Annotated in this window: 15 protein-coding genes; 8 read left to right on the top strand and 7 right to left on the bottom strand. The window is 34.5% G+C overall.

The window, feature by feature from the left end; all coding sequences use genetic code 11:
- Window positions 1–92: 92 nt before the first annotated feature.
- On the bottom strand, window positions 93–2,021 hold the full coding sequence (locus NX902_RS02375) for an ABC-F family ATP-binding cassette domain-containing protein (protein WP_341160528.1): 1,929 nt from the start codon (window positions 2,019–2,021) through the stop codon (window positions 93–95).
- A gap of 139 nt (window positions 2,022–2,160) precedes the next feature.
- On the opposite strand from NX902_RS02375, the gene moaC reads away from it, so the two are divergent.
- Both moaC and NX902_RS02385 read left to right on the top strand, forming a co-directional pair.
- Window positions 2,161–2,646, top strand: a complete 486-nt coding sequence (moaC, locus tag NX902_RS02380) for a cyclic pyranopterin monophosphate synthase MoaC (protein ID WP_095332932.1) — start codon at window positions 2,161–2,163, stop codon at window positions 2,644–2,646.
- Window positions 2,647–2,685: 39 nt separating this feature from the next.
- A complete protein-coding gene (locus tag NX902_RS02385; protein WP_123260057.1) occupies window positions 2,686–3,366 on the top strand; it encodes a redox-sensing transcriptional repressor Rex in 681 nt (226 codons plus the stop codon).
- Window positions 3,367–3,534: 168 nt separating this feature from the next.
- Here NX902_RS02385 and NX902_RS02390 read toward each other — a convergent pair whose 3' ends face one another.
- A complete protein-coding gene (locus NX902_RS02390) occupies window positions 3,535–3,756 on the bottom strand; it encodes a YdiK family protein (protein WP_095332936.1) in 222 nt (73 codons plus the stop codon).
- Between the two features lies 1 nt (window position 3,757).
- Window positions 3,758–4,492, bottom strand: coding sequence for a CPBP family intramembrane glutamic endopeptidase (locus NX902_RS02395; protein WP_095332938.1), 735 nt, complete (start codon window positions 4,490–4,492; stop codon window positions 3,758–3,760).
- Between the two features lie 353 nt (window positions 4,493–4,845).
- Between NX902_RS02395 and groES the strand changes: the two genes are divergently transcribed.
- The gene (groES, locus tag NX902_RS02400; protein WP_047943330.1) at window positions 4,846–5,130 is read left to right on the top strand and encodes a co-chaperone GroES; all 285 of its coding nucleotides are present in this window, start codon (window positions 4,846–4,848) and stop codon (window positions 5,128–5,130) included.
- 72 nt (window positions 5,131–5,202) lie between these two features.
- Window positions 5,203–6,837: a chaperonin GroEL gene (gene groL / locus NX902_RS02405; RefSeq protein ID WP_047943331.1), complete on the top strand. Its 1,635-nt coding sequence runs from the start codon at window positions 5,203–5,205 to the stop codon at window positions 6,835–6,837.
- A gap of 98 nt (window positions 6,838–6,935) precedes the next feature.
- Here groL and NX902_RS02410 read toward each other — a convergent pair whose 3' ends face one another.
- Window positions 6,936–7,154, bottom strand: a complete 219-nt coding sequence (locus tag NX902_RS02410) for a hypothetical protein (RefSeq protein ID WP_341160529.1) — start codon at window positions 7,152–7,154, stop codon at window positions 6,936–6,938.
- 269 nt (window positions 7,155–7,423) lie between these two features.
- Between NX902_RS02410 and NX902_RS02415 the strand changes: the two genes are divergently transcribed.
- A complete protein-coding gene (locus NX902_RS02415; RefSeq protein WP_163187734.1) occupies window positions 7,424–7,819 on the top strand; it encodes a VOC family protein in 396 nt (131 codons plus the stop codon).
- 1,040 nt (window positions 7,820–8,859) lie between these two features.
- Here NX902_RS02415 and NX902_RS02420 read toward each other — a convergent pair.
- The 3 genes from NX902_RS02420 to NX902_RS02430 all read right to left on the bottom strand — a co-directional run bounded on the left by NX902_RS02420 (window position 8,860) and on the right by NX902_RS02430 (window position 11,271).
- Window positions 8,860–9,204 carry a hypothetical protein gene (locus tag NX902_RS02420; RefSeq protein ID WP_163187736.1) on the bottom strand — a complete coding sequence of 115 codons (345 nt, stop codon included), beginning with the start codon at window positions 9,202–9,204 and terminating at the stop codon, window positions 8,860–8,862.
- 185 nt (window positions 9,205–9,389) lie between these two features.
- Window positions 9,390–10,676 carry an MFS transporter gene (locus NX902_RS02425; protein ID WP_163187738.1) on the bottom strand — a complete coding sequence of 429 codons (1,287 nt, stop codon included), beginning with the start codon at window positions 10,674–10,676 and terminating at the stop codon, window positions 9,390–9,392.
- A gap of 1 nt (window position 10,677) precedes the next feature.
- Entirely contained in the window at window positions 10,678–11,271 is a 594-nt protein-coding gene (locus NX902_RS02430; RefSeq protein WP_163187740.1) for a helix-turn-helix domain-containing protein, read from the bottom strand.
- A 379-nt stretch (window positions 11,272–11,650) separates the two neighbouring features.
- Between NX902_RS02430 and NX902_RS02435 the strand changes: the two genes are divergently transcribed.
- From NX902_RS02435 to NX902_RS02445, 3 genes are all read left to right on the top strand, one after another.
- Window positions 11,651–12,889 carry an MFS transporter gene (locus NX902_RS02435; RefSeq protein ID WP_123260038.1) on the top strand — a complete coding sequence of 413 codons (1,239 nt, stop codon included), beginning with the start codon at window positions 11,651–11,653 and terminating at the stop codon, window positions 12,887–12,889.
- Window positions 12,890–12,910: 21 nt separating this feature from the next.
- A complete protein-coding gene (locus tag NX902_RS02440; protein WP_172859860.1) occupies window positions 12,911–14,371 on the top strand; it encodes a sucrose-6-phosphate hydrolase in 1,461 nt (486 codons plus the stop codon).
- A gap of 252 nt (window positions 14,372–14,623) precedes the next feature.
- The gene (locus tag NX902_RS02445) at window positions 14,624–14,995 is read left to right on the top strand and encodes a DUF956 family protein (protein ID WP_095332946.1); all 372 of its coding nucleotides are present in this window, start codon (window positions 14,624–14,626) and stop codon (window positions 14,993–14,995) included.
- The last annotated feature ends 451 nt before the right edge of the window (window positions 14,996–15,446 follow it).

The following is a 15,446-nucleotide window of genomic DNA, read 5'->3' on the forward strand; positions in this document are numbered from 1 at the left end:
GGTAAATATGTGGAAAGCTTATATAATAACTCTTTAATATGTGGATAATAATGTGGAAAAAAAGTACTGGGTATTGGTATACCCAGTACTTTTTACTTATCTGACAATTCGGTCCATTCATCCATTAAACGATCAATTTGACCTTTTAACTGTTCAAGGCTGTTATTTAACTCTAAAACCTTAGCATGATTCTGAAAGATTTCAGGTTCACATAGGAGAGTTTCCTGTTCTGATACTTTTAATTCTAGTTCTTCGATCGTTGTTTCAATTTCTTCAATTCTTCTTATTCTTTGTCTTTCTAGCTTTTTGGCTTCCTTATCCATCTGGTAAGATGTCTTTTCTTCTGTACCATTGTCACGTTCAACCTGAATAGAAGCCGTTGCTTCCAATGCTTTAATCTCTGCTTGTTCTAATTTTTTTTCCACATAATAGTCGTAGTCACCTAGAAATTCTGTAGATCCTTCTGCACTTAATTCAATCACTTTTGTTGCAATCCTATTTATAAAATAACGATCATGTGAAACAAATAAAATGGTGCCCGGATAATCAATTAGAGCATTCTCCAGTACTTCTTTACTATCTAAGTCTAAATGGTTAGTTGGCTCGTCCAAAATTAATACATTGGGTTTTTCCATCATTAATTTAGATAATGCTAAACGCGCTTTTTCCCCGCCGCTTAATGAGTTAACTGTTTTTAAAACATCATCACCAGAGAATAAGAAGTTACCAAGCACTGTTCGGATATCTTTTTCAGGAGTTAGTGGGAAGTCATCCCATAATTCATTTAATACGCGTTTGTTTGATGTCAATTCTGCTTGTTCTTGATCATAGTAGCCGAGCATGACATTTGATCCAAGTGAAATGGAGCCAGCATGCTTTGGCAGCTTTTCAATAATTGTCTTTAATAAAGTAGATTTACCAACACCATTTGGTCCGACTAATGCCACGCTATCTCCTCGTTTTATTTGGAAGGATATGTGTTTGGATACAGTATTATCTATATAACCAATAGAAAGATCATCCATTTTTAAAACATCATTTCCTGTTTGTTTTGTAATTTCAAACCCAAAAGAAGCTGATTTTTCATTTCCGTCTGGACGATCCATCCGTTCCATTTTATCCAATGTCTTTCTACGGCTTTGTGCTCTTTTGGTAGTAGATGCACGTGCTAAGTTTTTTTGAATAAATGTTTCTAGTTTGGCAATTTCATCTTGCTGCTTTTCATAAAGTTTCATTTCACGCTCATAATTTTCTGCTTTTTGCTCAAGATAACCGCTATAGTTACCGAGAAACTTTTGAATATGATGTCTGGATATTTCATAGACTTGTGTTACTACTTTGTCAAGGAAGTAACGGTCATGGGAAACGATTAAGACGGCTCCTTTATAGCCTTGCAAGTATTGCTCTAACCAGGAAAGTGTTTCAATATCTAAATGGTTAGTCGGCTCATCTAGAATTAAAATATCTGGTGTCGTAAGCAGTAGTTTAGCTAATGCCAGTCTTGTTTTCTGCCCACCACTTAAAGAGGAAATTTTAGTGCTGTAATCGAATGTATTAAAGTTAAGTCCGTGTAAAACGGAACGAATATCTGCTTCGTATTGATAGCCGCCACTTTCCTTAAATTCGTATTGCAGATTGTCATATTCTTTTAAAATTTTCTCAAAAGCATCTGGGTTCTCGATAGTGCCAGGATCCGACATCTGTTGTTCCAGTTTTCTTAAATGCTTCTCTTTAATTTGAAGTTCGTGGAATACAGTTAACATCTCATCCCAAATGGAAAGATTTGATTCAAGCCCTGTATTTTGGGCGAGATAGCCTATTTCGACATTTTTCGGTTTTATGATTTCACCAGAGTCATAAGACAGTTGTCCTGCAATTATTTTTAATAAGGTAGACTTCCCGGCACCATTTCTTCCCACGAGAGCGATTCTATCTCTTGCTTGTACTTCTAATTTTATATTTGATAAGATAAGTTCAGCTCCAAAGTGTTTGGTTAGCTGATTTACTTGTAATAGTATCATTTCTTCACCTCAGGGGATTATGTACCATAAGTGTAACCTAAAAATACGTTATACTGCAATAAAGGTGAAATGGGAAAAAAGTGATAATAAATACACATTCTCTTTAAAATAGTGTATCATTTTGCTTAGAGGTGTTATTATGGGGGAGTTTACACATTTTAATCATGAGGGCCGTGCAAAAATGGTTGATATCTCAGAAAAAAGTGAAACCGTTCGCATAGCTACTGCTCAATCTAGCATTAAAGTAAGGGAAGAAATCTATCAGAAAATCACAAATTTAGAAATCAAAAAAGGGGATGTCTTAGCTGTTGGGCAAGTGGCAGGAATAATGGCTGCTAAGAAAACGGCTGATATTATCCCTATGTGTCACCCAATTATGTTGAAGGGTGTCGATATATCGTTTCGATGGGAAGAAGAGGCAGGATTTTTCCACCTAATTATTTCAGCAACGGTAAAGACAGTTGGGAGTACGGGTGTGGAAATGGAAGCCTTAACTGCTGCTTCTGTTACAGCGTTAACTATTTATGATATGTGTAAAAGCATGGATAAAGGGATGGTAATTGGGCACACCTATTTAGTTGAGAAATCAGGTGGAAAAAGCGGCAATTACAAAAGAGAGCAGTAGAAATAACTGCTAATTTTTAAATATAGGTAGGGGATAAGTATGCATAATGAGGTAATGAAGATACCGCAGGCAACAGCGAAGCGGTTACCATTATATTATCGTTTTTTAAAAAACTTACATTCATCGGGAAAGCAGAGAGTGTCTTCCGCTGAATTAAGTGAAGCAGTAAAGGTTGATTCTGCTACAATAAGACGGGATTTTTCTTATTTTGGTGCTCTTGGAAAAAAGGGATATGGTTATAATGTAAACTATTTATTGTCATTTTTCCGTAAAACATTAGATCAAGATGAACTAACAAAGGTTGCTTTAATTGGTGTTGGTAATCTTGGGGTTGCCTTTTTAAAATATAACTTCTTAAAAAATAATAACACAAAAATAGAAGTGGGATTCGATGTGATAGAAGAAAAGATTGGCACTTTAGTGAACGATGTGCCGATTCATCATATGGATGATCTAGAGAAAGTTCTACAAGAAAATGGAGTAGAAGTGGCGATATTAACGGTTCCTGCAAGTGCTGCTCAGGTAATTACTGATCGTTTAGTGGAAAGTAATATTAAAGGAATATTGAACTTTACTCCTGCTCGTCTAAATGTGCCATCAAATGTACGAGTTCATCATATTGACTTAGCAGTAGAGCTGCAATCTCTTGTTTATTTCTTAAAACATTATCCTACTCCGGATGCGGAAGTAGAAGTAGAGGTTGAGGAAACGGAAGAATAAAAAGGAAATGCGTGTATAAGAGTGTAGAGGGAACTACATTCTTATACACGCATTTTTTTAAAGAAAATTGTACTCGTTGATTTCCAATAGAAGTCAACGGACTTCTACTCTAATCAGCTCTATTAAGGGTAATCTTCGTTTGCTCATCTCCTGTAAATTGCCTTTCGATTATTGTTTTGGTTTTTTAGTATCGCGTTGGTTTTTTTTCAGGAAAAAGTGAAAATTGATTAGCTTAATTCCTGAACCGATATCAAAGGTTGCGAGGATGACTAGTAAATATGTATAGAATCCCCATTCTTGGTTTCGTTGTAAATCATGTACTGCAAAGTATATAAAGAAAGCTCCAAATATAATATATATAATTCCTGAAAATAGCGGTGATCTTCTCATTTTATAAAAATCCTCCAATAAAGTGTGTGACGCCTGAGTACTTTTCCTGCCATTCGATAATTCTATCATAGTTTAATTGCATGATAACTACGAACGAATTCATTGCGACATGAGCGAAGATCGGCACAAGGATTCTTTTGGTCCTCACATATAGGAAAGCAAATGTAAATCCCATGCTTGCATATAGTAGAATATGGGTGAAATCTCTATGAGCAACCGCAAAGATAAGGGAACTAATTAGTGCAGAGATAAAAAATCCGAACCGCTTATATAGGGAGCCGAAAATAATTTTACGAAACACTATTTCCTCGAGAATGGGTCCAATCACACTTACTACGATAATGACAAGAGGTGCAGCATTAATAAGCTGCATGATTTGCTCTGTGTTTTCCGATCCAGCTTCTATGCCTAATAGTCGTTCGATTATGCCTGCAAAGGTTTGTGCAAATAAAGATAGAAAAATCCCCCCAATTGCCCAGCCGATAGAAGAAGGAATATTCATCATATCGGAGCGCATTGGATTTCTCATTTCTTTTCTTAACAGAAAAAGACAGATTATAAGGGTAACGACAAAACTAAATATCAACCAAATAATGTTAGATTGAAATTGAATCGCTTTAGATGCTGGGTTATATCCAAGCAAACCAGCGATAAAGAGAATAACAGGAACTCCAACAAAAGTAGAGAGCTGCATGGCAATGTAAGCTATGATGATAATCCAATATTCTTTTTTCAAAATAAAAGCTCCTTTAAATAATGATGGTTTAAAAGTTTGTGACAAAGGAATTATATCTAACCTAATCTGTCTTATTATATTGAAGATAACAGACAATCATACTTTCTATTCTACTAATAAGGAGTGCTTTGTTTCAAATAGTAGCAACTAAAATAATAGAAAGAATGAATATTTAAGGCGTAAAGGTATATACTTTGTAAGGGCAAAAGCAACTAGAAAAAAATTTACAAAAAAATAAGTCTTGTCTCTTGCATTCTGAGAAAAGATTAATTAATATAATAATTGTGTTAGCACTCATTGTGATTGAGTGCTAATAATAAAAATTTGTATATAATTTGAGGAGGTTGTTTCACTTGTTAAAGCCATTAGGAGATCGCATTATTATTGAGCTTGTTGAAACAGAAGAAAAAACTGCAAGTGGTATCGTATTACCAGACTCTGCTAAAGAAAAGCCTCAAGAAGGTAAAGTAGTAGCTGTAGGAACTGGTCGTGTACTAGACAACGGAGAACGTGCTGCGCTTGAAGTATCTGTTGATGACCGCATTATCTTCTCAAAATACTCTGGTACTGAAGTGAAGTACGAAGGGAAAGAATACTTAATCCTTCGCGAAAGCGACATTTTAGCTATTATTGGCTAATTTTATTTTAACATAAGAGATTACTGATTATAAAAATACATGAGATAACAATACTTGAGGAGGTTTTTCAAAATGGCTAAAGATATTAAATTTAGTGAAGAAGCTCGCCGTGCAATGCTGCGTGGGGTAGACGCTCTAGCAGACGCTGTTAAAGTAACGCTTGGACCAAAAGGACGCAACGTGGTTCTTGAGAAAAAATATGGTTCACCACTTATTACAAATGATGGTGTAACAATTGCAAAAGAAATCGAATTAGAAGATGCGTTTGAAAACATGGGTGCAAAACTAGTTGCAGAAGTAGCAAGCAAAACAAATGATGTTGCTGGAGACGGTACAACAACAGCAACAGTTCTAGCACAAGCAATGATTCGTGAAGGACTTAAAAACGTTACTGCTGGAGCTAACCCAATGGGTATCCGTAAAGGGATGGACAGAGCAATCTCAACTGCGATTGAGGAATTAAAAGCTATCTCTAAACCAATCGAAGGCAAAGCTTCTATTGCACAAGTTGCTGCTATTTCTTCTGCAGATGAAGAAGTAGGACAATTAATTGCTGAAGCAATGGAACGCGTTGGTAACGATGGTGTTATCACAATCGAAGAATCAAAAGGTTTCACTACTGAGCTAGACGTAGTAGAAGGTATGCAGTTCGACCGTGGATATGTATCACCTTACATGGTAACTGACTCAGATAAAATGGAAGCTGTTCTTGAAAATCCATATATCTTAATTACAGATAAAAAGATTACAAACATTCAAGAAATTTTACCAGTGTTAGAGCAAGTTGTTCAACAAGGTAAACCATTATTAATCGTTGCCGAAGACGTTGAAGGCGAAGCAAATGCTACATTAGTATTAAACAAACTTCGCGGTACGTTCACTGCAGTAGCTGTTAAAGCTCCTGGATTCGGTGATCGTCGTAAAGCAATGCTAGAAGATATCGCTGTTTTAACAGGCGGTCAAGTAATTACAGAAGATCTTGGCTTAGAGCTTAAGACAACATCTATTGAATCATTAGGTCGCGCTGCAAAAGTAGTAATCACAAAAGAAACTACAACAATTGTAGAAGGTGCTGGTTCAACAGAAGATATCCAAGCACGTGTAAATCAAATCCGTGTTCAATTAGAAGAAACTACTTCTGAATTTGACCGTGAAAAATTACAAGAACGTCTTGCAAAACTTTCTGGTGGTGTAGCAGTAGTGAAAGTTGGTGCTGCAACAGAAACAGAATTAAAAGAACGCAAACTACGTATCGAAGATGCTCTAAACTCTACTCGCGCTGCTGTGGAAGAAGGTATCGTAGCAGGTGGTGGTACAGCACTTCTAAACGTATACAATAAAGTAGCTGCTATCCAAGCAGAAGGCGACGAAGCAACTGGTATCAATATCGTTCTACGCGCGATCGAAGAACCAGTTCGTCAAATCGCATTCAACGCAGGTCTAGAAGGATCCGTAATCGTTGAAAAATTGAAAAACGAACCAGTAGGAACAGGATTCAACGCTGCTAACGGCGAATGGGTAAACATGATTGAAGCTGGTATCGTTGACCCAACTAAAGTTACTCGTTCTGCATTACAAAACGCAGGTTCAGTAGCTGCAATGTTCTTAACTACAGAAGCTGTCGTAGCTGACAAGCCAGAACCAGCTGGTCAAGGTGCTGCAATGCCTGACATGGGTGGCATGGGCGGAATGGGCGGCATGATGTAGAATAGCTAATAAAACCTTATTATATCAAGGTTTTACAGGCTAGTATGTCTTAATAGGCACCAAAAAGGTGCCAACATTCCGAAATTAGAAGCTTCTCATTAGTTCCGCAAACTTTTGAGAGGCTTCTTTTTTCTGTCTTTAGTAATGTGAAGATAAACTTGTGTAGTTATTTCATCTTCTGTATGTCCCAACCGATCCATGATTTGAAGTAATTCAATGCCATAAAGCTTAGCGGTTACACTATTTTTTATTTTATTTCCCCACTCATTTGCGAATTTTTCTTTTTTTAAATCAGTGTGGTTCTTTACAGAGTCCATTCACATAAATCAGAATGTAGTCATAATTTTTAGAATCCATAGTTGTAATAGTAACTTATCAATATTTTACATTTTCCGCTGTATAAACAAGTTTCTCTTGTTTCTTTTTAACTTTTCTTCTTCCTCAGCTTTCTGTTCTTTCTCTCGTTCCTTTTCAATGGGGAGGATTTTTACAGTGGTGTAGATAGTGGGATTTTTATACCTTTATAATTGTAGCTCTAAATTATCTGATAAAATAATCTATATAGATTAGAAAAGGAGGCCATCCATTGTCAAAAGGTCTTATTCACCATATTGAAATATATGTTTCAAATTTGAAAAGTTCAATCACCTTTTGGGGGTGGTTTTTAGAGGAATTAGGATATGAGTCTTTTCAATCGTGGGAAAGTGGACATAGCTGGAAACTCGGAGAGACATATATTGTTTTCGTACAAGCAGAAGAACGGTTTATGGACACACCTTACCATAGATGTCGGGTAGGTCTAAACCATTTGGCATTCCACGCAAGTTCTCGTCAACAAATAGACGATATGACAAGAAAGTTAGAACAAAAAGGTGTTAAAATCTTTTATACCGATAAGCATCCTTATGCAGGAGGGGAAAAACATTACGCGGTTTATTTTGAAGATCCGGATAGAATTAAGGTTGAATTGGTAGCACCTTGACCACTATATTTATAGAGCTTTTAACATCTCAACAGTTGTGTAACTGGATTTTTGACATGCTAAAATAGTATTTCATTAAAGAATAGAACATTTATAAGGAATAAAAAGTGATGGAAAAACTCCATCACTTTATAGGCTTCTCATCAGTTCACCAAGCTTTTGAGAGGCTTCTTTTTTTTCTGTCATTAGTAATGTGTATGTTCCTACCGGTCCATGATTTGAAGTAATTCATTTCCTGCTTCTGCTAAAAGAAGTGTGATATCTTAATGAATGAGGGTTAATCGTTTGTGGATAGCTGGCGTTAATGGTATGTTCTTCAAAGTCAATACCTTTCCACTTAAAGGCTTATAATCCTCCAGCCCGCAATCTAGGTATAGGCAAGAATTAAGAAAATTACATAGTCATTTGGATATTCGAGCTTTTGGCTGCATCAAGGAATATCATCATTTTTAATCCTTCGGGAGGGAGAGAAGGAAAGGCATAATTGTTTCATAAAAGTAAATCAATAAAGGTTCCAATGTATTACTGTACAAAATTTAATAAGCCCAGCACGGAACTGGATGTTCTGAACCACCACAGTCAGAAATCATTGGTTTCACATCTGAACCAAATACTGGTGATGACACAGAGAAAATTAATCCAAAAACCATTGAATTTTCAAGAGATTTTTTTTCATGAATTCACCGCCTTTCAAACGTAATAAGTATATTTATGGTATATCAAATACTGGAATTATTAAAGGAATAGAATTCCACAAAAAACTAAAAGATTCGACATGAAGTGAAAACAGATAACTAAAGTGAAGCAAGGAGGAGTAAAGTTGGCTAAGGTTTTAGACGATGTCGTGGGAGTATGGTGTTTTAGTTTGATATAGAAAATGAAGACATCGTTTTCATGAAATTAACAAGAATTAGATACGGAAATATGTGATGGACGAAAGCTAATAGTTAAACGTAAGGAAAGTAGATAACAGCTGTGCAATCGGAAAAGAAAAGCTCTAATTTAATACAAAAAGCGTGAGAGAATTCACGCTTCTATTATTACTGACGTTTTTTTAATTGGAGATTCCCTTTAAAGATAATAACAGCATTGAAAGCTTCATATAAAGCATAAACGGGATAGCAAAATGCTAGGAAAATTATTGCTGTGGGGATTTTTTCCGCAATAGGAAAGAAGTTAGTTAAAAAGTTTTTGACAGTGACACCAAGTAAAATAAAGAGAGGAATTATGATTATTGCTACTAAAATTAATATTGGTGTCATCTTTGTTTCTTTTAACTTAGCCTTACAATGCGGGCATTTCATATTAAATGGTGATGGGAAATCTTCAAAATGTTCGATTGTAAGAGATTTATTACAGTTAGGGCATGGGGTAGATGTTTTCATAATTCATTTCTTTCTCCTTAGTATAGATTTAAATACATTATAAGTTGTAATTATTTTAATAGAAAGTAAATTTTATACAAAAACAACTTAAATGAACAGTACAAAGCTTATCCGCAGAAAGGAGAGTAAGAGATGATCAATAAAGAAGTATGTTGACGAGAACTTCTAGACTATAGTTGGTTTATTTAGCCTAAGTTGGATTTTTGATTTTTTACATGTAATCCATAATCTTCAGCATTCATTTTAACTGGCTGTGGCAATTTCCTTAATGTAGAATTTAAAATCCAAAAAATTGATATGAATAAAAATCCAAAACTTAATAATCCGAAGACTAGGGTAATATCAAGAATTGTAGCAACGTAACCGCCTAAAAGGGAACCGATAGGCATCATTAAAGTCCCGATACTAGCTGCAACCGTAATAGTTCTCGCAACCAATTTCTGTGGAATCATTCCTAATATAGCTGAATTCATGACAACATTGGTTACACCTAAAGGTATCCAAGCAAAACCAAACAATATAATAGATAAAGTTTTTGAAGGCATAAAGATGGAACTAATCCAAAAACAAAATCCTATAATAAATGCTATAATTGTCAGAGTACCTAAAGGGAATTTTCCCATAATACTCCCCAATAGAGCTCCTATTAATGTTCCTGCTGATAATGCTGCCATTAAATATCCATATGTCTCAGAACCACCAAGGTATTCACCGTATACTGGTAAAATAGCAAGGGTCGCCCCAATTGCAAAGTTTGCAACAACTATCGATACAAATAATTTAGCAATGATAGAACCAAAAACAAATTTAAATCCATCAGTTAATTCTAACCAATAATTCTTAAGTAATTGTTTCAGTTTTCTTTGTTTATTATCTGGTATTAAGACATCTGGATCCTCATTAACAGAAATTCTAATTGATAAAAATAATACGGCAGCAATAAAAAATACTATGGAATCTATAATGAATAACGTTACTACTCCTAATAATGAAATTAGTATACCCGCAATTGCATTAAAAGCCATATCAATGCCTTGATAAGCAAAACTAAATAATGAATTACCTTTAACTAATTCATCTTTTTTTAATATCAAAGGTAAAGCAGCTGTTTGAGCCGGGTATGCGAATTGATTTAGCAAAGATATCAAAGGAATTATAATTAGTACTGTAGTTACATTTAAATAATTGAATTGATGCGCAATCGGAATAATAGCTATAAGTATGCCTTGAACAAGCTGAGTAATAAATAGGATTTTTCTTAAAGACCAACGATCAACCAATGGACCTGCTAAAAATTGTATTGCTTGTGGTAACAAGGCTAAAAAGCCTGCTAATCCAGTGTGAAATGCTGATCCTCCTAATTCATATACTAACCACATTGCTGCAATATAATAGATACTGTCTGCCATATTAGTTATAATTCTTCCGGAAAATAATCGTGTAAACCTCCAGTTTCTAAATAAGGATATCATTTTAAAATTCACCTTTTTCCTTTTTTACTTCGAAACCTACACTTGAAATATAAAAAGTGCTTATATCTTCTTGGTCCGTATTTTCCATAATTGCTAATTCATTTAAAAGATTATGATACTTTTTTTTCCACTTCATAAACTGTTGTCGATTAATATTAACTTTTGTTTGAATAGAAATTAATGGCCAATCCATATATTCTCCTGAAGATATTGAAAATGATTCCTCGGGAGCAACAATTGCCTCATTTCTTGCATTTGACAAAATTGAATATATTGAAGTTCTAATTGATTCATTCATTTCATTGAGGTGAGGAAAAAGCTTTTGGTCGATAACAATATCTGTTCCATAAGTCTTATAAAATTTCTGTGCAATCCCATTTAGTAATTCCGTTTTTTCAATATATATTATCTTAACTTTTTCAAGTTCCTTTAAATGGTAATGTACCTTAGGGGCAGGGATATTTAAAATATCCCCAATTTGTTTCCCCGTTTTGGATTGGTTTGTTATTTCGGAAAAGATTCTTATTCTTAAGGGATCACTAATCGCTTTTAATTGATCGTAAGATTTAATCAATAATAAATTTGTAGAGGACATCCTTCAATACTCCTTTAACGTTCAAATTTGTTTGAATGTTATTATATAATTTTTAGTTTTACAATTATTTTATTTATTTAGATTAAAGAGAACTTCTTCTTTTAAAAGATACATTTGGAATTTATTAAACTTTATTTCTTGTATTAATGTTTATAGAGGTAAAAATGAAAGCGAATTTAGGGATCCTCTATTCAAATAAAGCTTCCAGTAAAAGTACTAAAAGGAACAATAGCTTAAAAGATTGTTTAGTAGATTATTTTTCTGTTTATTATGTCAACGGGTTGACATATGGAACCGGTTGACATAGAATGATCATTGAAAGTGCTTTCAGTATTTGTTTGGGTTTGTTTTTCTAAATTACTGTAAAGGAGATATGAAAATGAAGAGTTCAAAAAGTCTTTATTGGAAATTAAGTGCATATTTTTTCTTTTTCTTTTTCACTTGGTCATCCAGCTATTCCTTATTTTCAATTTGGTTAGGGCAAGAGGTTAATTTAAATGGGGCGGAAACAGGTATTATCTTTTCTGTAAACGCTATCTTTGCTTTGTGTATGCAACCGTTATATGGATATATTTCAGACAAAATTGGCTTAAAGAAAAACATCTTATTTTTCATTAGTTTATTACTTGTATTTGTTGGACCTTTTTATATCTATGTTTATGGGCCATTATTACAATACAATGTAATGGTGGGTGCAATCGTAGGGGGACTTTACCTAGGTTCTGCCTTTCTAGCAGGAATTGGAGCAATTGAATCGTATATTGAAAAAGTAGGACGTAAGTACAACTTTGAATATGGGAAATCAAGAATGTGGGGCTCTTTAGGCTGGGCGGCAGCGACTTTTTTCGCTGGCCAATTATTTAATATTAATCCTAATATCAACTTTTGGATTGCTTCTGTCTCAGCTATAATCTTAGTCGCCATCATTATTTCGGTACAAGTTGAAATTTCAAATCAGGAGATGGAAAGAGCAGATTCAGTAAAATTAAAAGATGTTGGACAATTGTTTCTTTTAAAGGACTTTTGGTTATTGATGATGTATGTAATTGGGGTCACCTGTGTTTATAGTGTTTATGATCAGCAGTTTCCAATTTATTATTCATCTTTATTCCCAACAAAGGAATTAGGAAATCAAGTATTTGGATACTTAAATTCCTTCCAAGTTTTTTTAGAGGCAGGAATGATGTTCCTTGCTCCGTTTATTGTAAATAAGCTTGGACCGAAAAAAAGTTTACTCTTAGCGGGTTATTTAATGGCTTTCCGAATTGTTGGTTCGGGGCTAGTTGCAGGACCAATCGGAATATCAGCAATGAAATTGATTCATGCAGTTGAACTGCCAATCATGTTAATTGCAATCTTTAAATATTTGGCAGCAAACTTCGATACACGCTTGTCATCTGTGTTATATTTAGTTGGTTTCCAATTTTCGTCACAAGTTGGTGCTTCGATTCTGTCGCCTGTAGCGGGTAATTTATATGATAGTATTGGCTTCCGTCAATCGTATATCATTATGGGAATTTCAGTACTTTTATTTTCCACTATTTCAATTTTTACTTTATTAAATTCAGATAAAAACATAGTCAATAAAACTTCAAAAAATTTGAAAGAGATTAGTTAGGAGGCTTTTCAGATGAAAACAATTGATAAACTGTTACAAGCGGAAGAAGCTCTTCAAAATGCAAAGAAAAAAATCAACAATCGTTATCGTTTAGGTTACCATATTATGGCTCCAGCAAACTGGATAAATGATCCTAACGGATTAGTACAGTATAAGGGAGAATACCATGTATTCTATCAACATCACCCATATGATGAAAATTGGGGGCCTATGCATTGGGGGCATGTGAAAAGTAAAGACTTGGTTCACTGGGAACACTTGCCGATTGCTCTTGCTCCAACAGAAGATTATGAAAAAGATGGTTGTTTTTCAGGAAGTGCAGTTGATCATAACGGGATCCTGACATTAATTTATACAGGGAATATCTTTATTGATCAAGAAAAAGATATTCTTGATCAATCACAATGTATCGCGACAAGTACTGATGGTATTCATTTTACAAAGGAAATTGCAAATCCAGTGATTACAAAGCATCCAGAGGAAGGGTCCGGGCATTTTCGCGACCCGAAAGTGTGGAAACACGGGGATTATTGGTATATGGTATTAGGTACTCGAAAAGGGGATATTGGAAAAGCAGTTCTTTATAAATCAATAGATTTAAGAAAATGGGAGTATCTTGGTGTTTTGGCTGAAAGCGATGGAACTCTTGGATATATGTGGGAGTGTCCTGATTTCTTTGAACTGGACGGAAAGTATGTCTTATTATTTTCGCCACAAGGGATAGAAGCAAAAGGAGATTTATATAATAATTTATTTCAAACAGGATATTTGGTGGGTGAATATAATTACGAAACAAATGAGTTTGTACACGGTGCTTTTATTGAGTTGGATAATGGACATGATTTTTATGCTGTTCAAACATTCCTGGATAATAAAGGTCGCCGTATCTCCATTGGTTGGATGGATATGTGGGAGTCAAACATGCCATCGAAGGAAGATGGATGGTGTGGAGCGTTAACACTGCCAAGGGAACTAAAATTAGGGGAAAATAATAAAATTTTAATGTATCCTGTTGAAGAGTTAACTTTATTGCGGGAAGCAGAGAGAACTGTATGTAAAAATCATATTTTATCCAGTGTTTATTTCGTTGAAATAAAAGAGGATCTACTTGAATTGAGAGTAGAGTTTGACTTGGCAAAAACATCAGCTGAGGCTGTCGGCTTAAAAATTTGTGGGATCAATCAAGAAAAGACAACCATCATGTATCAAAAAGAGAATAAAAAGTTAGTATTGGATTGTTCAAAGTCTGGTAAGGAGGAAGATGGGATTAGAAGTACAATGCTTAAATCAGACCAGTTACTTTCTCTCAGGGTGTTTATTGATCGATCCTCTATAGAGATATTCGCCAATGATGGAGAGGTATCAATGACTAGTCGAATATATCCAAAGGAGGAAAGATTAGGTGTAGAACTTTTTCTGGAAAATGGCGAAGCACAAGTAATTGATTTTACTTATTGGGTATTAAAAGATATTTGGAGATAAATAGCTAAGGAACAGGTGTTATCCACTTGTTCCTTATTTTATATTTCCTAATAAGTCAATTCTGTTTAGACTATTCAAGTTTTTACTAATAAAATACTAGACTATTAATACGAGAGATCTCCGATAGATATAACATCTTCTATATTACTCAATCCAAATTCTGAAGATAATGTGAACTCTCCCAGAGTATTTGCTTAAAGCAAAAAAAGACGTATAATTATTAGTATTAAAAGATAGAAATGGAGTAAACAAATGGTCCAATCAATTAATACAAAAGTCGATTTAGTTATGAACGCAACCTCACACACAGGAATCTCAGAATATGGGAAGATTATGATTGGGGACAAGGGCTTTGAATTCTTTAATAGCCGTGATGCTCGCAAGTTTATCCAGATTCCTTGGGAAGAGGTGGATTATGTAATTGCTTCTATCATGTTCAAGGGGAAATGGATTCCGCGTTATTCTATCCAAACGAAGCGAAATGGGACATATACATTTTCCTCTAAAGACCCGAAAAAAGTTTTACGGACAATTCGTGAGTACGTTGATCCGAAGCGTATGGTTCAATCGTTGAGTTTCTTTGATGTTATTAAACGCGGATTAAAGGGTAAGTCGAAAAAATAATAGATCCGCAGTAGAATGGATAGAGGAAAAAACTATTGCAATTAAAGAATCATAGCATTGTTTGGGAGAGAGGGTTTCAGAAAATGATAGCGGAATCAAAAAAAATAATTTCCCTATTGAAAGAGAAAATCCAGTGTGCTATAATTTTTTTGCAAGCTTACTAAAGTGAAGCAGAAGGATATTAATTACTCCGTTTAAAGCGTTTACAGAATAAATTGAATAACTATCGTCATTATTTTACGTGTTACTGATTCGATCAGGCATGAGTAAAAAAGTATGATTGAATGAAGGGAATAGGGGCATTCTATACCTATAACTTCATTTAAATCGACTTTTTACTCATGCCTTTTTTATTTTTATCAAACACTGTAATCGCTTTTATGTAATCGCTTTAGATGAGTTGGAAAAATGCAGCTTGATAGCTGTAAAAATAATAATGGGAGGTAAAAAG

It is taken from the genome of Niallia sp. FSL W8-0954 (assembly GCF_038005605.1).
Taxonomy (GTDB): domain Bacteria; phylum Bacillota; class Bacilli; order Bacillales; family Cytobacillaceae; genus Niallia; species Niallia circulans_A.